Here is a 19,219-nt window from a genome sequence, read left to right as displayed (position 1 = left end):
TCCACTTGTCAATTATATAATCATTTTTTGGAGTGATATTTGCATGGTTAATGATAAAAAAATATTACATAAGCACACTGAACGTCGTGACGCAGCTGAGAATCGCCAACGTATTTTAGATGCTGCTTTTAAATTATTTGAACAAAATGGTGTTGAAGAGGTTAGCATGAATCAGATCGCAACAGAAGCAAAAATCGGTCCTGGAACTCTTTATCGACGTTATAAAAATAAGGGAGAATTGTGCCTTGATTTAATTAGGGACAACGTAGTTCTACTATTTGAGGATATAGATGCGTATTTAGAGGAGCATAGAGAAGAGTCACCCCGGTTACGATTTAAAGGCGTACTAAGTTTATTTATCCAATTCAGAGAAAATAAAGCTCAATTGCTTAAAGGTGTTGAAGATGCTGCTCCAAGCAAAAGCCGCAATCCCCTATCAAAAGGTCCGATTTATAGTGAATTACACCAAATATTCGTCAATCTTTTTGAAGAAATATACGAAACCGGATTCCCGAAAGTTAACAATGTATTTAGATCGGATACGTTACTTCAAGCTTTAAGGAGTGATTTTTATTTATTTCAAAGAGAAGTTCGCGGTTATTCTCCTGAAATTATTTTGGAGCAAATCTACTCAACGTTTATATCTGATTAAGCAGTAATTGTGTTCGTCTTAGTTTCGGTCATTTACTCCGCCTCTATATTTTTTATGTTTTTTTTCAATGCAGCATATAATCCTTCGTAAGCCTCAATTTTAACAAAACAGCCCTTTTCGTAATGAAAAGGGCTAAAGATTAATCCTTCTTTTTGAAATAGTGACCCTGCTCTAGGTCCGAGATAAGTGTTGGGTGCACAGGCCGCCATCCCAAGAGTTTTTGGGCCAATGCGCTTGACTTCGGTAAATCAAGAGCGGCAATTAAGCCAAGAAAGCCAAAGTGTGCATCTGCCTCTTCATGTGAAATGCTGACTGCGGGCAAGTTCAGGTGCTTACCGATGACGCTTGCTATGTCTCGAAATGCTATACCTTCATCTCCGACCCCTTGAAGCCGTGTTCCTGCTGGGGCCGATTCCAAGGCCAAACGGAATAGGCGTGCCGCATCAAGCCGATGTACGGCTGACCAACGGTTGGATCCATCGCCAATGTAAGCAGAGACACCCTTTTCACGGGAAATGTTGATCAGCCTCGGTACGAAGCCCTTATCGCCCACGCCGTGGACGGACGGCGGAAGCTCCACAATCGATGTCCGCACCCCACGCTCAGCCAGTGCGATCACCGCATTATCCGATGCCGTTCCGTTTGCATGAGCAGTGGTCACGAACGGCTTGTTGGAGTCTTCGAGCACCTCCCCAATCGCCTCAATTGCACGCAGGTCCGTTGCGAGCGAACCAGCGAAGTCCGAGAAGTCGTTCTTAAACGCCAGGTGAATGACACCATCCGCAGATGCGGCTCCGCTGCGAAGACTGTCGAGGTTGTCAAGGGCTCCATGGTGCACCTCAGCCCCAGCTTCCTTCAGTGCCATGGCACCATTGTCAGAACGTGTAAGGCCGACAACTTTATGACCAGCATCGATGAGTTCTCGGACGACAGCAGACCCGATGTAACCTGTTGCTCCTGTCACAAAAATACGCATAAAAATGCCCTCCTTGAGTTGTACTATTTATTGAACAAGTTGATTCTATACTATAGAGTTAACTCTAAGGCAAATTAAATCGAGGAGAGATTTTTATGAAGATTCGAGAATTATCAGAAAAGACGGGCTTATCAGTCCACACCATTCGTTTTTATGAAAAGGAAGGTTTATTAGACAGTCGGCATATACGGAGAGAGGAAAATAACTATCGTAACTATACAGAAAAAGCGATTGAACGTCTGAATCTGGTAAAGAAGTTTCAAGGGGTGGGTTGTTCACTAACGGAAGTGAAGGAAATTTTGCAAGATCGTGATTCAAATACACGTACCAATCAACAAGTAATTGAATGGATTCGCCAAAAGTTAATAGAAATCGAACGTAAGAAGGACGAAATGGAACAGATGCTTGGAACTCTTAACATGATGTTGGAATACAGAATCACAATGATGAATGACCCAGAAAAGACCAATTCCTAGTTAAAGCTTCGATATTCTGACTAAGTTGTGCATTGGTTTGACTTGTACATGTATTTAAAATCGTTTTTCACATAAATTTGCAAGGCTTCAATGGAAATTTCAGTATTGAAAGTTGATTTGCAAATTGGTATATAGTTTCAATGCAAGTAACGCAATAAAACTTGATATAACAAAAAAATGCATGCCAAATTTGCATGCATTTCATATGTTTTTTATTTTTCCAAAACTGAACTAAGTTATTAAATACCAAGCTATGATGTTAATTTAAAAATCAACACGATTCTTTAACAGAGCCAAATTCTTATAGATCTTTTCACGAATTGGACTTTTGATAATGACCGGTTTGATTAATGCTTGTGCGATACGATCACCTTTGCGAATTTTGTACGTGCTATTCGGAACAAATATACTTCCATAACGATAATCATCAATATTGAAATCGAAAAAAACTCGTCCTTTTCGGTTTTTTCCCAACCACCATTAACGAAATGGTATATTGTATCTTCCTCCCCAATTTTCTGTGCAATATTATCTACAACCACCGTCTTAAGCGTGATCCCAGTCAGCGGCCGAATCTGCATTTCGTATCCACTGGGATTTCACCACGTTCAATAATTGTGCCCTCGGCTGCGATTAGAACCAATCCTGTGTTCATAAGTAGGAATCTTTGCAATGTTAATGTTCATTTTGTCGCCTCTTAATAAATAGTTAAAATCACGATTTTAATTTAACTTTAATGTGTATCATCTTGAGAAAATCCCCTTTAATTGGTAAGCTGACACCAGATCATACTTATTCAAAGCAGGTGAAATCATGAACAAAATAATCGGAATGACTGGGTTAATTATCTCCTTACTTGTGCATGAGTTTTCAGCAAGTGATTCATTGACTCAAAAGATCGCCATGGCTTGTCTCTTTTTGTTCTTATTGGTTTATAATTTTGAACATACTAAGGAGTTCTCTAAAAAGTCTCTGGCTATTATAGGCGCTTCCTTTATTGTACTAATGCTTGGAATTTATCAATTGCTCTTTTTTACTGGTGATTACTTTGAAAGTCGCGGTTTAAATTTTGGATTTATCCTTTTACTTGAAATTGTTTTAGTTATTGGATTAGTGACTGCTGCGCTTAGTTTAATTAAGCATATGGCAGACCGCTTAAGGAAAACACCTGATGGTAAAGAGCATTGACTCTTTGCCTTTTTTAGCTAACCATTTCTTTTTATGCCGTCTTCTATGTACATAATCAAACGCAATATCGACTTTTGCAGACTCTCTTCTGTCAATGATGAATTGATTCAGAACGATTCTTAATTCCTCATCATTTATACCGCTGTGTTTTGCACTCCATCTTAATGAACTCTTCTTCATTTTTTACCAAAATTTATCATTAAATTACCTTTGATAGTCTTATGGATAAAGTTAGTCAATAAAATCACCCCATTTTAAACTGATTTGAAGAATAGTCACTCATTCTTATCTGCCACTAATGAAATGCGTTGACATTTCAAGGTATGAACAAAAAAACCCTGTTAATGACAGTCGGCGTTTAATTAAAAAATGAATACGATTAGAATGGATCTCAAAGAATACAGCCCTTACAATTTATTAGGCTATTTTCGTATTCAATGTCAGACAGAATATTGTACGAATACTTCTGTTTTTACAGTAAATACAATAAAGAGGAGGTGCTGATTTTTTGGAGTTAAAAAACATCGTTAATTCTTACAACATTACAAATATTTTGGGGTATCTTAGACGCTCTCGTCAGGATTTGGAGCGAGAAAAAAGAACAGGCGAAGATACGCTAACTGAACAAAAAGAACTCATGAATAAAATACTGAAGTCGATTGAAATCCCCTATGAATTAAAAATGGAAATCGGGTCAGGAGAAAGCATTGAGGGTCGCCCCGTTTTTAAAGAATGTCTTAAAGACCTCGAGGAAGGCAAGTACCAGGCAATTGCTGTTAAAGAATTAACAAGACTCAGCCGCGGGAGCTACAGTGATGCCGGACAAATAGTTAACCTTCTTCAAAGCAAGCGATTAATTATCATTACACCATATAAAGTTTATGACCCTCGAAATCCTGCAGACATGCGTCAGATTCGTTTTGAATTATTTATGGCCAGAGAAGAATTTGAAATGACCAGAGAGCGTATGACAGGCGCTAAATACACATATGCGGCGCAAGGGAAGTGGATTTCCGGACTAGCGCCTTTTGGATACAGGTTGAACAAAAAAACATCCAAACTAGTCCCCGTCGAGGAAGAAGCAAAAGTCGTTCAATTCATCTTTAACATCTTTTTAAATGGGTTGAATGGAAAAGATTATAGTTATACAGCGATTGCTTCTCACTTAACAAAATTACAAATACCTACTCCATCAGGAAAAAAGCGCTGGAATCAATACACAATTAAAGCAATTCTGCAAAACGAAGCGTATATCGGAACTGTTAAATATAAGGTTAGAGAAAAAACAAAAGACGGTAAACGAACAATTAGACCTGAAAAGGAACAAATTGTAGTACCGGATGCACATGCCCCCATAATAGATCAAGAGCAATTTCAACAATCACAAGAGAAAATTGCAAACAAAGTCCCCTTGCTGCCTAATAAAAATACATTGGAATTAAGTGAATTGGCAGGCGTATGCACTTGTTCCAAGTGCGGTGAACCATTATCTAAATATGACACTAAGCGAACGCGAGAAAACAAAAACGGCACAAAAAGTGTCTATCACGTTAAATCACTCACTTGCAAAAAGAATAAATGCACTTATGTGAGATATAACGATGTTGAAAATGCCATTTTGGATTACCTCTCTTCTTTAAACAACTTAGATAATAAGACTTTAACAAAACATATCATTTCAATGATTTCTAAATACGAAGACGGAAATAATAATGTGAAAACAAAGAAGCAAATATGTGAACATCTTTCACAAAAAGAACAAGAATTAAAAAACAAAGAGAATTTTATCTTCGAGAAATATGAAAGCGGCATTTACACTGATGAACTTTTTTTGAAAAGAAAAGCTGTTTTAGATAAAGAATTTGAAGAACTCCAGATTGCCAAGAATGAGGTCAATGGAACTCAGGAAGCGCAAACAGAAATAGACAGTAATACAGTCAGAAACAACATCAATAAGATAATTGATCAATATCACATTGAATCAAACACAGAAAAAAAGAACGCGCTATTAAGAATGGTCTTCAAAGAAGTTATCGTTAATATGACACAAAAAAGAAAAGGGCCAATTCCAGCTCAGTTTGAAATCACCCCCATCCTAAGGTTTAATTTTTCGTTTTCGATCTCACCGTCACTGATAGTCCCTCAAAATGCAGTAAATATCTTAAAAAACCGATAAAGCCGTTTCTCCGGTGAACACAATGGGAGCTACGAAGCTGTTGTCCGAGAAGCTGTTTCATCAGGCAAATCATCATGTTCAAAACCGCGGTACGGTGTTTTGTTCGGTCCGCTTCGGCAATGTCCTCGGTTCACGCGGTTCTGTTATTCCTATATTATTTGAACAGATGATGGATGGCGGCCCGCTCACCATTACGGATAAAAATATGACGAGGTTTTTTATGTCGATTGATGACGCAGCAATGCTTACCCTGCAATCTGCGGCGATTACAAAGGGCGGAGAAACGTTTATTTTTAAAATGGAGTCCTTGAGGCTTGAAGAACTGCTTCACGGGTTTGAGGAATATGCGATCCGGCACGGACTGCCGCGCCCCGCCGCTGTTGAAGTAGGAAAACGCCCCGGGGAGAAACTTCACGAAGAACTGACCTCCCCTCATGAAACGGAATCTTTATATGAATGGGGCAATCTTTACGCGATATTGCCGGACCCCGCCAAACACCCTGAATTCAAGAAGGTCAATCTCCCCAGATATCAATCCGATCAAGCGCCGCTCATTACAACAGACACAGTCGTAAAGATTATTGAACGATTACATGAAGAAAAAAAAGCATAGAAAAAAGGCCTGTCTAAATCGGCAGGCCTCATTGCTGAGCTCTATTTCTCAAATAAATGCTGATAGGTTTCATAGCCTTCTTCCTTCAGCTTATCCTTCGGAATAAAACGGAGTGCCGCAGAGTTAATGCAATAACGGAGACCGGTCGGCCCAGGGCCGTCATTAAAAACGTGGCCCAAGTGGGAGTCCGCTGTTTTGCTTCTCACTTCCGTCCGGACCATCCCGTGGCTCGTGTCCAGTTTTTCGTCAACCTCTTCTTCCTCAATCGGTTTGGTAAAACTCGGCCATCCGCAATGAGAATCGAATTTATCCAGAGAAGTAAACAGGGGTTTTCCTGAAATGATATCAACATAAAGCCCCTCTTCTTTGTGATCCCAAAATTCATTTTGAAATGGCGGCTCTGTTCCGTTGTTTTGCGTGACTTCGTATTGCATGGGGTTTAATGATTTGATTTTTTCTTCTTTATTTAGAGCCATCCTATCTGTCCCTCCAATGTTCATCCAGAAATCCTTGACGTCCGGAGCCTACACGGTAGCGCCCGTAGTGATCAGGATTTTTCTTATAAAAATGCTGATGATAGCCTTCCGCTTCATAAAAAGGCTCAGCCTTTAAAATGTCTGTCACGATCGGCTTTTTAAAGATGCCGCTGTCTTCAAGCTGTTTTTTTGAGGCTTCAGCTATCTCTTTTTGTTCATCATTATGGTAATAAATCGCCGCCCGATATGAACTTCCGCGGTCCGCGAACTGGCCGCCTGCGTCAGTCGGGTCGATCTGCTGCCAAAACAGCTCGACAAGCTTTTCATACGGGAAAATGTCTGGTTGAAATGTGATTTGAACGGCTTCCCTGTGGCCGGTCGTTTCACTGCACACTTCTTCGTAAGTCGGATTCTCAGTATGGCCTCCTGTATAACCGGACACCACTCTTTCAATTCCGGGCTGTTCGTCAAACGGCTTCACCATGCACCAAAAACAGCCGCCTGCAAATGTGGCGATTTCTTTTTTTTCTGACATACGGGTGCCCTCCTTTGTTCATACGTGGTATTATTATATTATAGCATGTATAAACAGAATAAAAATAATTCTGCTTTCTTCAGGGGAAGCATAAGCCGAATACCGCGCTGACTACATATTGGAGGTTCATGATTTGAAAGTAAGAACACAAATGATGTATGATATGGAAGCTTTGCTTCGAAAAGTGTTTAAACAAATCAGAAATGAAGTTAATGAAATTCTAGATAAAGAGCTGTCCAGGAACGAATTCACCATTTTACGGATTCTCAGTGAACAAGGTCCTAAAAAAGTTACGGAATTCGCTCCCATTCTTGAGGTCTCCGCAAGCCACATTACCGCAGTGACCGACGCTTTAGTAGAAAAGGAATGGATCACCCGCATCCGTTCTAAAGAGGACAGACGAATTATCAGAATCCATATTACGGAAGACGGGGAGAAAATTGTCGATCATTTCAACCAGAAAAAAACAGAATACTTTTTTAAACGGTTTGACTGCTACTCTGATGAAGAGCTCGCAACGTTAATCAAACTGTTCAGCAAGCTGGATAAAAAACGCTGAAACGTAAAAAACACAAATCCCAGAAAGGATCTGTGTTTTTTTTATGAAAACTTATTGCTTCGGATGATAATAGGAAAATTCAATTTCATCCGTGTCGAGATTGATTTTATCAGCCTTAACATACATACCGTTGTCTAATGGCATTTCCGACAGACGGACCTCAATGCTTTTATCACTTGGATGAACGTGCACAAATGACGGCAGTTCGTAAAAGCTGTCCATATAATTCAGCACAAAGCTGATCGGAAGACTTAATTCACCTAATGAAAACTTCGTCACTTTCAGAACCACATCTCCGTTCTTTTGTACGGACGGTTCAAATGTGACAACCGCATTAATTGATGTTGAGAACGCCTTGATTTTACCGGCTACGTGCACGTCGTTATTGATGTCCACTTTGTAGTCAAGCTGATTCGATGCCTTCTCTTTTAAGTACGAATTCACAAACCTGGCAAGTGATTCTTTGGAGCTGGTGATATGAAAGCCGTACTCGCTTTTTGTCTCATCTTGTATTTTCGCCTGTTCTCCCGGCATAACCATCAATGTCACGATTACCGCGGCGGCAATCACATTGAGTGCAAGAAGAATAAAAAACAGCGATTTCCATTTCTTCATCATTTCACCCTATTCTGCTGGTAACCCTTGTTTTTCAATAGTGCCGTACAATCGATCGGCGATGAGTGCATACCCTTTTGCATTCGGATGAAAATCATCATCCTTTGAAATGCGGCTGCTGCCGCTTTTTTGACTGAACAAGTCTTCAACATTCACCGCGGCGGCGTGAGGATCTTTTTTCAGCTCTTTTGCGGCGATCTGGTTCCAATCAGTCACAACCCCGTTAATCTCTTTTAACTCAGGCAGCGTAAATGTGAACGGATTGTACATGCTGACATACACCAGCTCAGCGTTTTGATTGTATTTGCGTATTTTTGAAATGATCGCCTTGAACCGTTTTTCAAAAGGTTTCTCTTCCTTTTGGAACGGCTGAACCGTCAGCTGCATAACGTTCTGGCGGAGCACCTTCATTAAATCATTACCGCCGATGGTAAAAAAGATATAATCGGCGCCCTTCAATGATTTCTGCACTTTTTTATCATCAAGCTTTTTAAGCAGGTCAGACGTCTTGTCGCCCTGCACCGCATAATTTTTAATATCTACCGTTTTCACATGTCCCTTTTTCTTAAGGGAATCCGCCACCTTGCCGACGTATCCTGAACCGTCAGAATCTCCTACTCCTTCAGTCAATGAATCTCCGACCGCAGCTATGACAATATGATCTTTCGTTTTCGGTTCTTCAGCATCAGAACCGGTGCGCTGGACAGAACAAGCTGATAAAAGCAAGGTCAGTCCGGCGATCAATGAGAACATTCGCAGCTTCAATCTGGTTGCTCCTTCCCCGTCTACTAGTGGAAAGTGTAACATGTTTTTTCAGATTTGAAAATGTCTAATCTGCCAGTTTACTTGAGCTTCTCAGCCGCTTTGACATCTGAGAGGATGTCATCATACGGAACTTTCTGCACGCCGTCATAATCTTTAAGCACCTTGCCGTCAGGTCCGACTAAATAAAAAGAAGTTTTATGTATGACCTGATCTTCCCCCTTCGGCTTGTTGACGATTGCTTTAAAGCTGTTCAGCGCAAAATCTTCAATGTCCTTTTGGCTGTAACCGGTCAGAAAATCCCAGTTGCGAAGTGAGAGCGGATATTTGGAAGCAAATGCTTTCAGCTGTTTAGGCGTATCATTTTCAGGATCTACACTGAACGACACAATCCGCACATCCGGGTTCTCAGCCTTCAGTCTTTTTTGCAGTTCAGTCATATGGGCTGTCATCGGCGGACAGACGGAATTACAATTTGTAAACATAAAATCCGCAATCCAGACATGCCCCTTCAGGCTTTTCAGTGACACTGTTTTTCCGTCTTGGTTCTGATAGGAAAACGGCTCAATCTGATAGTTCAGCGGGTCTTTTATCGTCTTCCCCCCGCAGGCGCACAAGAGCAGCAAACAGATGACGGCAGCGAAGCTTTTCATTTTTTTCATTTCCATTCCCCCCATGGATAAAACGCTTACAGCATTCATCATAAAAAAATCCCCGCACCCTCCCTTATCAAAAGGAGGGCGCTAAGGAATGCGCGCCGTCATGCGTTATGTTTTAATACCTCTTGGTTGAAAACGGCCTCGTAATCTTTCCACTTCATACGGCGCTTAACATATTGTCGGAATGAATACACTGTTCTCACACTTCGTGAAGCAAAAACTTCTCTCAAATAAAGCTCAAGGTGCCGATGAATTTGAAAAAAATAATGTTCACCTTTCGTGACAACCGGTATTTCTGTCACTTTCACCTGAATCCCGTCCTGTCGTTTGAACTCTAGGCTTTTGAGTAACAAGATATCAATCCTTCTTTTTCGATTGTTTTCTTTTTATTATATACAATCTGAGAAAGCGTGTCTGTCATTTTGCGCGGCCGTTCTAAAAAAAGTCAGATTAACAGGTGGAACAGGTCCTGATCTTTATTCACTTCTACGTAATGAAATCCTTTTTGGTCCATCCGGGCAATGAGCGCGCCGTAATCTTCCCGATGTTTCAGCTCAATGCCGACCAATGCAGGTCCGCTGCTTTTATTATTTTTTTTCGTATATTCAAATCGGGTGATGTCATCATCAGGCCCGAGCACTTCATCAAGGTATTCGCGAAGCGCTCCCGCCCTTTGCGGGAAATTAACGATAAAATAGTGCTGCAGCCCCTCATAAATCATGGAGCGTTCCTTCATCTCCTGCATTCTGCCGATGTCGTTATTCCCTCCGCTGACCACACAGATGACGTTTTTTCCTTTAATCTCTTCCTTGTACAGATCAAGTGCCGACACGGACAATGCTCCCGCCGGCTCAGCTACGATGGCGCATTGATTGTATAATTCGAGAATTGTGCTGCACACTTTTCCTTCCGGGACAAGAAGAATGTCATCAACTACGGTTTCAAGCGTCTGAAAAGTTTCCGCGCCGATTTTTTTTACAGCCGCCCCGTCAACAAATTTATCGATTTTCTCAAGTTCAATGACTTGTCCGGCTTTTTTCGATTCAAAATATGTAGCTGCGCCCTTCGGCTCCACCGCTATGATTTTTGTTTCCGGCGAAATGTTTTTCATGTACGTGCCGAGACCGGAAAGGAGTCCTCCTCCCCCTACACTCGCAAAGAGGAAATGCGGCTCAACGTCAATGTCATTTAAAATTTCAATGGCAGCCGTTCCCTGCCCCGCCATGACGTCCGGATCGTCAAACGGATGAATAAACGTGCGGTTTTCCTTTTCACAGCATTCCGCAGAACTCTTATATGCATCATCGAAAGTGTCACCCGTCAATATGATTTCAACAAATTCTTTTCCGAACAGCTCCACTTGAGATACCTTTTGTCTCGGTGTGGTTGACGGCATAAAAATCTTGCCGTGAATGCCGAGATGTTTGCATGAGAACGCAACCCCCTGCGCGTGGTTTCCCGCACTGGCGCAGACAATTCCGTTTTCAGTCTGCTCTTTTGAGAGCTGTCTCATTTTATTATAAGCCCCTCTGAGCTTAAATGATCTGACCACCTGAAGGTCTTCTCTTTTCAAATAGATATTGCAGTCATATCTCTCAGAAAGTCTGTCATTCCTCTGCAAAGGCGTATGTATCACAACGTCCTTTACGTTTTGGTGCGCTTTTAAAATGTCTTTTACCTGGATGAGAGAGTCTTCTTTAAGTAACGGTTTCATTTACAGAGTCCTTTCTTATTTAAATCCCTATTTAATATGCCATTATAACATGAATATTCAAATAATAAGATAATTATTTGAATTTCGTAAATAAAATTAAATAAACCGATTCATAAGAAAAAGATATTTTCAAAGGTGAAAACATGTTATACTTAAACCAATTAGAACCAAAAGGAGCCAATTCATGACTGTAATTGAACAATCTGATCCCTTTCATCAGCTAGCCGGCGAACATAAATCCTTTTTAGAAACGAAACGATTGGCCGCCAAATTCGCCTTATCGGATCTGCCGGTCTTCATCACGGGTGAAGTCGGAACCGGAAAAAAACAAATGGCCGCAGCGATCCACCATAAATCCCGCAGAAACAGCGAACTATTTATTACCGTTCACTGCAGCCAAAGCGAAGAGCAGCTCAATCATGAACTGTTCTGTGCTGAAGGTGCATTAAATAGGGCCCGCCGCGGAACATTATTCTTATATGAAATCGGAGACATGCCGCTGTCGGTACAGGCCCGCCTTCTTTCGGAGCTTGATGCCGGGCTTTCCGCCCGCATCATTGCAAGCAGCACGGCGGATCTTGCCGATGCGGAAAACACGTTCAGCAAAGATTTATTTTACAGGCTTCACGTGTTATGCCTTCAGCTCCCTGCTCTATCTGAACGAAAAGGCGATATACCGCTCCTTCTTCAGCATATGCTGGCAGCCTCTGGGCAGCAATTGCATCTCGATCCGTCCGTTTATCCGCTGTTTGAGCGGCACACCTTTAACGGCAACATTAGAGAGCTTCAAAACGCGGCGCATTATATGGCTGCGGCAGCCTCCGGCGGTACGATTTATCCCGAGGATGTCCCGCCCTATATCAAAAACAGCCAGAAAGCGAAAACCGCCAAGAAAAAAGAAAAGCGCCTGACATTGATGGAGAAAGAAGAATTTTTGTTTATTTTGGAATCAATCAAAGGCTTAAATGCCAAAGGCGAACCCGCCAGCAGACGGAGCATATCCGAATTAAGTGAGAACGGCACAATGACATTGACGCCTCAGCAGGTCAGAAACAGGCTTGATTACTTAGAAAAGATGAACTATGTCACAAAAGGCCGGGGACGCGCAGGAACAAAAATCACAATAGAAGGGTTAGGCTTTTTGCAGTCACTGCAAAAACAAATCCTTTAAAAGGAGGACATTTGATTGTTCACGATTAAAGAAGAAATCGCAAATGCCATCACACACGGAATCGGTGTATTGCTGTCGATTCCGGCGCTGATTTTTCTCATTATCTTCGCGGTGAAATACGGATCGCCGACAGACATCGCCAGCTTCTCGATTTTCGGCGCCTCAATGCTGCTTCTGTATCTCAGCTCGACTCTTCTGCACAGCATTCAGCATAAAAAAACGAAAGACATTCTTGAGATTGTGGATCATTCCGCGATTTACGTCTTGATAGCGGGGACATATACGCCATTTTTATTAGGGCCGCTTAAAGGCGCACTCGGCCTGACTCTTTTAATTATCGTTTGGTCGCTTGCCCTCGGAGGCATCGTGTTTAAAATCTTTTTCGTGAAGCGGTTTATCATTTTTTCAACGCTTGTCTATTTAATGATGGGCTGGCTGATTATCGTCGCCATTAAACCGCTGTACGCTTCGCTGTCAGGCCCGGGATTCGGCCTTCTTCTTCTCGGCGGCTTATTATATTCCGCCGGCACCGTTTTTTATATTTGGAGAAAGATCCCGTTTCATCACGCCATTTGGCACAGCTTTGTTTTAGGCGGCAGCGCCTCAATGTTTTTCTGTATTTTATTTTATTGTGTCAAAGTTCCCTTTATCTGAAATAAAAAAGCACAGCCTCTCGTAAAGAGACTGTGCTTTTTTTATGCACGGAGCCGTTTTTGAACGGCCGGATAATAAGCGGGCTTGACATGCAATTCAATGTCAGCCGGTTTCAGCCGTTTCAATAATCTGCCCCGAAGCAGCCGGTCTGTTCCCGTTGTGCTGACCGGAACAATCGGAAGATCAAAACGCAGGGCCAGTTCCTCCGGATTGATTTTGCCGTCTTCAGAAAGAATCAGGCTTTGTCCTTTTTGCAGGCTGACTTCCGCCTCCTGACGCACGTCCCGGCTTTCTCCGTCACAAATGACACCCATCAGTCTCAGCCAATTCCCCAGAAACGGCATCCGGAAAGCTTTCTTGCCGGCGATAAAACCAGCCGGATCTTCAAGATGTCCCGCAAGCAGTACAAGATCACCCACACCTAATCTCGGATGCACATACAATACAGGTCCGTCCGGTATCGGCCGATCATGATGAATGCTGATTACCGATCCCGACACGTCAATGCAGCCCCTCATAAACGCTTTGGGCTGTTCGTACACCCGTTTCATCTGTTTTTGAAAAGAAAGCCGCGGGTCAAGCTCTTTTTGATTGATATATTCCTGAATATTTTTCATGAACATAAATACAACGTACATGACAAGGCAGCCGTAACGAATCAATTCTTGTCCCCCTGCTTATTTCTTTTTCTCGTATACAAGGTACTCATAATCGTAAGGGTTTTTTTCATCTTTTACTCCCTGTCTGCGGGATGTCAATTCCCATTCAGTTTCATTAAACTCCGGAAAAAAACGGTCACCTTCAAAGACATGATGAATTTTAGTCATGTAGAGTCTGTCCGCATATGGAAAGAGCGCACTGTACAGCTGGGCGCCGCCGATTACAAAGCATTCTTCATTCCCCGGGATCAATTTGAGCACTTCCTCAGCCGAGGAAGCGACCGTACAGCCTTGAAATAAGGATTCGTCCCGTGAAGTTACAACGATGTTACGCCGATTCGGAAGCGGACGTCCGATTGATTCAAACGTTTTCCGCCCCATCACAATGGTATGTCCCGTCGTCACTTTTTTGAAATATGCGAGATCGTCCGGAAGGTGCCAAGGCAGATCGTTATCTTTTCCGATCAGCCGGTTTTCATCCATCGCAAAAATAAACGAAATCATACGCTGACAGCTCCTTTTATATGCGGATGCGGGTCATAATCCTCAATGATAAAGTCTTCAAACGTAAAATCAAAAATAGAATCAACGTTGCGCGCAAACCGCAGTTTCGGCAGCGGGCGGACATCTCTTGTCAGCTGCAAATTCACCTGTTCCACATGGTTTTGATAAATGTGGACGTCTCCGAACGTATGAACAAACTCACCCGGTTCAAGACCCGTCACATGCGCGATCATCATTGTTAAAAGCGCATAAGACGCGATATTAAACGGCACGCCGAGAAAGACATCCGCCGACCGCTGGTAAAGCTGGCACGACAGTTTTCCGTCAGCGACATAAAACTGAAACAGGCAGTGGCAAGGAGGAAGCGCCATATGATCAATTTCGCCGACATTCCACGCGCTGACGATTAACCGCCGGGAATTCGGATTGGTCTTGATGTCATGAACCAGCTGGGAGATTTGATCAATCGTCTCGCCGTCCGCTCCGCGCCATGAGCGCCATTGAGAGCCGTAAACCGGTCCAAGCTCTCCGTTTTCATCGGCCCATTCGTTCCAGATGCGTACTCCGTTTTCCTGAAGATAGCGGACATTCGTGTCTCCTTTTAAAAACCAAAGCAGCTCGTGCGCGATTGATTTAAAATGGAGCTTTTTCGTCGTAAGCATCGGGAAACCTTCCTGAAGGTTAAACCGCATTTGGTAGCCGAACGTGCTGATCGTGCCCGTTCCCGTACGGTCTCCTTTTTTTTCTCCGTTTTCTAACACATGACGGCACAAATCTTTATATTGTTTCATCTTTTTCATCCTTTTAACGTAGTCTTTTAGTAGTGTAACACAATAAAAAATCATTTCTGCAAAATTTCTCAGAAATGATTTTTTTATTTCTTCACGTTATTACACGCTCATCCAGTCAGGCGGCGTATTCCGGTCCCAATAAATGCTGCCGAGCTCATGGTGTGATTGGAATCCGTCTTCAGCGGTATGGTAATGAAAATTAAACCAGTAGCCGTCTTGCGGAGGATGATCCCGGCGGACGTGGAATCTTAAAAGATCTTCACCCGTCAGCCTGTTATACACATGAAAAATTTTTTCGGTTTTTCCGGCCGACGGCTTGCTGGAAATGACCACATCCTGATACGCTTCATCATCTCGAAACTTGGCTAAATGCCCTGTGATCACATCTTCGATTTTCGGCAGAATTTCACTTCTGTAATCATCTTCAATGACCGGAGAGATTTTGCTGCCGAATTTTAAAAATGCTTGATTTTCAGCATCACCGAGAAGCTGCTGCTGATACGATTGAAACGGTAATTCAGGCTCCCGCCCTGCCTTCTCTTCCCCCGGCAGGGAGTGTTCATCATAAAAAGCGGTGTAATCATTCTGCTCAAGACTGCTCGACTGTCCTGAAGGCTTGTCTGTCATCAGAGCAGCCGGAGGAGACACGAGCCCGAACGTTACAATGGTAAACAGAACCACAAGGGTCTTTTTCATCCACAATTTCATGATAGATAGTTCCCCTCTGTTTTATTGTCCTCTTGTCCCTATATTCTAGCATAGAACAAAGCGCGGCGTCATGTCCGGAAGCGCATGATCATACAATATGGGAAATTGGTAACTGTGACCGAGCGGCTAAACCGCTTACAATAAGAAAGAGAAAAAAGGAGGGGATGAGATGATTAACGCTTTATTTGCGACTGTATCACTTCTCACGCTGCTTTATTTTGTCGTGATGGAAATCACTGATTAACGAAAGAAAAGCTCATGATATCATGAGCTTACATGAATGACACCGAAGTGGAAAAGCGCCGTTTTTCTTTTCAGCACCTTGAAGCCGTATCGTTCAAACCGCGGGCTTTTCCAATGGTCTTTAAGCACTACGCATTTTTTCGCCGCCCGAACGGCTTGCGTGATGCACTCTTCGTTAAAACCTTCTTCTGCCAGCGCACGGAGCGGCGCAATGCCGTCTGACGTTTCAACAGGTTCGTGAAACATCGGGTCAAAATAGATGACATCTACCGATGAATCAGGAAGCTCCCGCAAATAATCGGCGCAGTCGGCATGCTTGACTTGAATGCGTTTCATGGCGGCTTGCAGCGGTTCAATACCGGTTTCCCACGTTTGAAGGCCTGTTTTAACGAGCAATGAGACAAGCTCATTTTTCTCCAGGCCGATTACTTGTCCGCTTTTTCCGACAGCCATGCTTGCCAAAATCGCATCGGATGCCAGGCCGAGCGTGCAATCTAAAAAGGAGTCCCCTTCGCGTAAACCAGCTGCTTTTAACATCGGCTCGGCTTCCCCTCTCAATAACCGCTTTGCCCGGAACATCGCTGTATTCGGGTGAAAAAAGAACTTTTCCCCTTGCTTCGTGTAAAGTTCGAACCGTTCCTTTCCAATGACCAAAAGATCGTTTGCCGCTCGTTCCAGCATTTTTTCAATGGGCTGTTTATTGCGGCTGCAATAAGTGTCACCCAGCCTGTCACTGAGTGACTGTGCTGTGTGTATCGTATATTCGCTAGGTCTGTAACTGGTTGTGATCATTTATTTCTCCAAAAAGAAAATGCCCGGAATTCGGGCATTTCAGCAGTGTGCATCGAAGGCATCTGTCAGATTTTTCATAATTTCCTCCATGTCATGCCCTTCGATTTCGTGGCGGGGAATAAAGTGAACGACCTCTTTCCCTTTTAACAGCGCCATTGATGGCGAGGAAGGTTCCTGCCCCGTAAAATATTCACGCATTTTTGCAGTCGCATCTTTATCTTGACCGGCAAATACGGTAACCGTATGATCAGGCGCTTTTTCATGCTGTAAAACAGCCTGAGTCGCAGCCGGACGGGCAAGACCCGCGGCACAGCCGCACACGGAGTTGACAACGACCAATGTCGTGCCCTCAGCTTGTTCCATAAAGCTTTCCACTTCTTCCGCCGTCGTTAATTCCTGAAAACCCGCGCCCGTCAGCTCACGGCGCATCGGCACGACCAGCTGGCGCATATATTCTTCATAAGCCATTGACATAAAAAAGCCCCCTCTAAAATCCTTATATGATGTCAAGGATACTATAGAGGGAGCCGGAATTCAATTGTTCAGGCCGCTGATTTAAATTTTCATGATTCCGCCCGTATTGGCGCTTGTCACGAGTTTGGAATACCGGGCAAGATATCCTGTTTTGACTTTCGGCTCAAAGCCTTTCCAATTCGCCTTACGTTTTTCCCATTCCTCTTCAGACACTTGCACATCCAAAATCCGTTTTTCTATGTCAACGATGACATGGTCTCCGTTTTCGACGAATGCGAGCGGGCCGCCCTCAGCCGCTTCAGGGGATACGTGGCCGATTGAAAGGCCGCGGGACGCCCCTGAAAAACGTCCGTCTGTAATAAGCGCCACTTTCGGGCCGAGCCCCATTCCGACAATCTGAGAAGTCGGAGCGAGCATCTCCGGCATGCCAGGGCCTCCTTTTGGACCTTCATAACGGATAATGACAACGTCTCCTTCTTTTACTTTGCGGTTTATAATCCCTTCAAGCGCGGCATCCTGGGAATCAAAGACGACAGCGGGGCCTTCGTGTCTTGTAATCCCGTCTTGTACGCCGCCTGTTTTGATAATGGCGCCATCCGGAGCCAGATTCCCAAACAGCACGGCCAAACCGCCTTTTTCGGTAAACGGATTGTCAAGCGGATGAATCACGTCATAATCCTTTACTTCATGACCTGCTATTGTTTCTCCGAGTGTCCGGCCTGTCACAGTCAGCGCGTCAAGATGAAGCGCGCCTTCTTTTTTCGCCAATTCATTAAGGGCCGCAGAGACTCCGCCCGCTTCATGCAGATCTTCAATGAAGACATCCGATGCCGGCGCCAATTTCGATAAGTGAGGTACTCGTTCTGCCACTTCGTTAATGCGTTCTAATGAGTACTCGACTCCCGCTTCATTGGCAAGCGCAAGCGTATGAAGCACTGTGTTGGTTGAGCCGCCGAGAGCCATATCTAACGCAAACGCGTTGTCAATCGCTTTTTCTGTGACGATATCGCGCGGCTTAATGTCCTTTTTAATGGTTTCCATCAATTGGGCCGCTGATTTTCTCACAAACTCTCTTCTTTCCGGAGAAGCCGCAAGAATTGTTCCGTTGCCCGGAAGCGCCAAACCGAGCGCTTCAGACAGACAGTTCATCGAGTTTGCCGTAAACATGCCTGAACAAGATCCGCACGTCGGACAGCCGAACTGTTCCAGCTCCTGCAGTTCGCCTTCACCGATTTTCCCGGCTTGATAGGCACCGACGCCTTCAAATACTGAAGAAAGCGAGATCTTGCGGCCGTCGCTTGTGCGGCCGGCTGCCATCGGCCCGCCGCTGACGAAAATGGTCGGGATATTAATCCGCATAGCCGCCATCAGCATTCCCGGCGTAATTTTGTCACAGTTCGGAATGCAGACCATTCCGTCAAACCAGTGCGCCGAGACGACCGTTTCAACTGAATCGGCAATGATTTCACGGCTCGGCAGCGAATATCTCATGCCGATATGCCCCATTGCGATTCCGTCATCTACTCCGATGGTGTTAAATTCAAAAGGCACTCCGCCCGCTTCCCTGATTGCTTCTTTTACGATTTTTCCAAATTCCTGCAGATGAACATGTCCGGGAACGATATCGATGTATGAATTGCAGACCGCGATAAACGGCTTGCCGAAGTCTTCTTCTTTTACGCCGGCAGCGCGAAGCAGGCTGCGGTGCGGCGCTCTGTCAATTCCCTGTGTGATCATGTTGCTGCGTAATTCTGCCATGGTGATCCCCCTACTGTTTTTAGACTGTGCGATATTTTTAAAATTTTCAGTTTATTTAAGGGCG

The 19,219-nt window shown here is 43.7% G+C and carries 21 protein-coding genes and 2 pseudogenes; 8 read left to right on the top strand and 15 right to left on the bottom strand.

The features are described from left to right. Nucleotides 1–43 precede the first annotated feature (43 nt). A complete protein-coding gene (locus tag ACH32G_RS13950) occupies nt 44–652 on the top strand; it encodes a TetR/AcrR family transcriptional regulator (RefSeq protein ID WP_198697797.1) in 609 nt (202 codons plus the stop codon). 139 nt (nt 653–791) lie between these two features. On the opposite strand, the gene ACH32G_RS13945 is transcribed toward ACH32G_RS13950, so the two are convergent. Beyond that, nucleotides 792–1,628 (bottom strand): SDR family oxidoreductase, encoded by an 837-nt coding sequence (locus ACH32G_RS13945; protein ID WP_448814457.1) that lies wholly within the window; start codon nt 1,626–1,628, stop codon nt 792–794. 95 nt (nt 1,629–1,723) lie between these two features. Here ACH32G_RS13945 and ACH32G_RS13940 point away from each other — a divergent pair, with 95 nt between their 5' ends. The 4 genes and pseudogenes from ACH32G_RS13940 to ACH32G_RS13925 form a co-directional block, all read left to right on the top strand. Beyond that, nucleotides 1,724–2,104 carry a MerR family transcriptional regulator gene (locus ACH32G_RS13940; protein WP_448814456.1) on the top strand — a complete coding sequence of 127 codons (381 nt, stop codon included), beginning with the start codon at nt 1,724–1,726 and terminating at the stop codon, nt 2,102–2,104. 813 nt (nt 2,105–2,917) lie between these two features. Next, the gene (locus tag ACH32G_RS13935) at nt 2,918–3,292 is read left to right on the top strand and encodes a YoqO family protein (RefSeq protein ID WP_016936662.1); all 375 of its coding nucleotides are present in this window, start codon (nt 2,918–2,920) and stop codon (nt 3,290–3,292) included. A 508-nt stretch (nt 3,293–3,800) separates the two neighbouring features. After that, nucleotides 3,801–5,485 (top strand): annotated as a pseudogene (locus tag ACH32G_RS13930) (recombinase family protein). Continuing rightward, nucleotides 5,461–6,081: pseudogene (locus ACH32G_RS13925) on the top strand (polysaccharide biosynthesis protein); the annotation flags it as partial. The pseudogenes ACH32G_RS13930 and ACH32G_RS13925, both read left to right, overlap by 25 nt. A gap of 41 nt (nt 6,082–6,122) precedes the next feature. On the opposite strand, the gene msrB reads toward ACH32G_RS13925, so the two are convergent. Next, a complete protein-coding gene (gene msrB / locus ACH32G_RS13920) occupies nt 6,123–6,557 on the bottom strand; it encodes a peptide-methionine (R)-S-oxide reductase MsrB (RefSeq protein WP_448814455.1) in 435 nt (144 codons plus the stop codon). Nucleotide 6,558: 1 nt separating this feature from the next. Further along, nucleotides 6,559–7,092 carry a peptide-methionine (S)-S-oxide reductase MsrA gene (msrA, locus tag ACH32G_RS13915; RefSeq protein ID WP_047474523.1) on the bottom strand — a complete coding sequence of 178 codons (534 nt, stop codon included), beginning with the start codon at nt 7,090–7,092 and terminating at the stop codon, nt 6,559–6,561. Nucleotides 7,093–7,225: 133 nt separating this feature from the next. Between msrA and ACH32G_RS13910 the strand changes: the two genes are divergently transcribed. Then, nucleotides 7,226–7,651, top strand: a complete 426-nt coding sequence (locus tag ACH32G_RS13910) for a MarR family transcriptional regulator (protein ID WP_013352592.1) — start codon at nt 7,226–7,228, stop codon at nt 7,649–7,651. A gap of 51 nt (nt 7,652–7,702) precedes the next feature. Here ACH32G_RS13910 and ACH32G_RS13905 read toward each other — a convergent pair whose 3' ends face one another. The 5 genes from ACH32G_RS13905 to ilvA all read right to left on the bottom strand — a co-directional run bounded on the left by ACH32G_RS13905 (nt 7,703) and on the right by ilvA (nt 11,401). After that, the gene (locus tag ACH32G_RS13905) at nt 7,703–8,266 is read right to left on the bottom strand and encodes a YpmS family protein (RefSeq protein WP_016936676.1); all 564 of its coding nucleotides are present in this window, start codon (nt 8,264–8,266) and stop codon (nt 7,703–7,705) included. Between the two features lie 9 nt (nt 8,267–8,275). Continuing rightward, the gene (locus ACH32G_RS13900) at nt 8,276–9,031 is read right to left on the bottom strand and encodes an SGNH/GDSL hydrolase family protein (protein WP_049628650.1); all 756 of its coding nucleotides are present in this window, start codon (nt 9,029–9,031) and stop codon (nt 8,276–8,278) included. 77 nt (nt 9,032–9,108) lie between these two features. Continuing rightward, nucleotides 9,109–9,690 carry an SCO family protein gene (locus tag ACH32G_RS13895; RefSeq protein ID WP_029575231.1) on the bottom strand — a complete coding sequence of 194 codons (582 nt, stop codon included), beginning with the start codon at nt 9,688–9,690 and terminating at the stop codon, nt 9,109–9,111. Between the two features lie 98 nt (nt 9,691–9,788). After that, entirely contained in the window at nt 9,789–10,040 is a 252-nt protein-coding gene (locus ACH32G_RS13890; protein ID WP_047474519.1) for a DUF2535 family protein, read from the bottom strand. A 92-nt stretch (nt 10,041–10,132) separates the two neighbouring features. Continuing rightward, nucleotides 10,133–11,401: a threonine ammonia-lyase IlvA gene (gene ilvA / locus ACH32G_RS13885; protein WP_016936680.1), complete on the bottom strand. Its 1,269-nt coding sequence runs from the start codon at nt 11,399–11,401 to the stop codon at nt 10,133–10,135. A gap of 184 nt (nt 11,402–11,585) precedes the next feature. Between ilvA and ACH32G_RS13880 the strand changes: the two genes are divergently transcribed. After that, on the top strand, nt 11,586–12,572 hold the full coding sequence (locus ACH32G_RS13880) for a sigma 54-interacting transcriptional regulator (RefSeq protein WP_448814454.1): 987 nt from the start codon (nt 11,586–11,588) through the stop codon (nt 12,570–12,572). A gap of 15 nt (nt 12,573–12,587) precedes the next feature. After that, on the top strand, nt 12,588–13,226 hold the full coding sequence (gene trhA / locus ACH32G_RS13875) for a PAQR family membrane homeostasis protein TrhA (RefSeq protein ID WP_016936682.1): 639 nt from the start codon (nt 12,588–12,590) through the stop codon (nt 13,224–13,226). 41 nt (nt 13,227–13,267) lie between these two features. On the opposite strand, the gene ACH32G_RS13870 is transcribed toward trhA, so the two are convergent. The 7 genes from ACH32G_RS13870 to ilvD all read right to left on the bottom strand — a co-directional run bounded on the left by ACH32G_RS13870 (nt 13,268) and on the right by ilvD (nt 19,155). Continuing rightward, nucleotides 13,268–13,888: a lysophospholipid acyltransferase family protein gene (locus tag ACH32G_RS13870; protein WP_045926135.1), complete on the bottom strand. Its 621-nt coding sequence runs from the start codon at nt 13,886–13,888 to the stop codon at nt 13,268–13,270. A 15-nt stretch (nt 13,889–13,903) separates the two neighbouring features. Then, a complete protein-coding gene (locus tag ACH32G_RS13865) occupies nt 13,904–14,389 on the bottom strand; it encodes a dihydrofolate reductase (RefSeq protein ID WP_095241690.1) in 486 nt (161 codons plus the stop codon). Continuing rightward, nucleotides 14,386–15,180, bottom strand: coding sequence for a thymidylate synthase (locus tag ACH32G_RS13860; protein WP_448814453.1), 795 nt, complete (start codon nt 15,178–15,180; stop codon nt 14,386–14,388). The genes ACH32G_RS13865 and ACH32G_RS13860 overlap by 4 nt, the downstream gene beginning before the upstream one ends. A 99-nt stretch (nt 15,181–15,279) precedes the next feature. Further along, entirely contained in the window at nt 15,280–15,888 is a 609-nt protein-coding gene (locus ACH32G_RS13855; protein ID WP_188154163.1) for a YpjP family protein, read from the bottom strand. A gap of 264 nt (nt 15,889–16,152) precedes the next feature. Then, the gene (locus tag ACH32G_RS13850) at nt 16,153–16,923 is read right to left on the bottom strand and encodes a class I SAM-dependent methyltransferase (protein WP_342007868.1); all 771 of its coding nucleotides are present in this window, start codon (nt 16,921–16,923) and stop codon (nt 16,153–16,155) included. A gap of 39 nt (nt 16,924–16,962) precedes the next feature. Continuing rightward, nucleotides 16,963–17,397, bottom strand: a complete 435-nt coding sequence (locus ACH32G_RS13845; RefSeq protein WP_003153619.1) for a BrxA/BrxB family bacilliredoxin — start codon at nt 17,395–17,397, stop codon at nt 16,963–16,965. An 81-nt stretch (nt 17,398–17,478) separates the two neighbouring features. Next, nucleotides 17,479–19,155: a dihydroxy-acid dehydratase gene (gene ilvD, locus ACH32G_RS13840; RefSeq protein WP_049628654.1), complete on the bottom strand. Its 1,677-nt coding sequence runs from the start codon at nt 19,153–19,155 to the stop codon at nt 17,479–17,481. Between the last annotated feature and the right edge of the window lie 64 nt (nt 19,156–19,219).

Source organism: Bacillus sp. CIS52 (genome assembly GCF_053545315.1).
The sequence above is the reverse complement of the archived record's forward strand: the minus strand, read 5'-3'. Positions and strand labels throughout refer to the sequence as shown.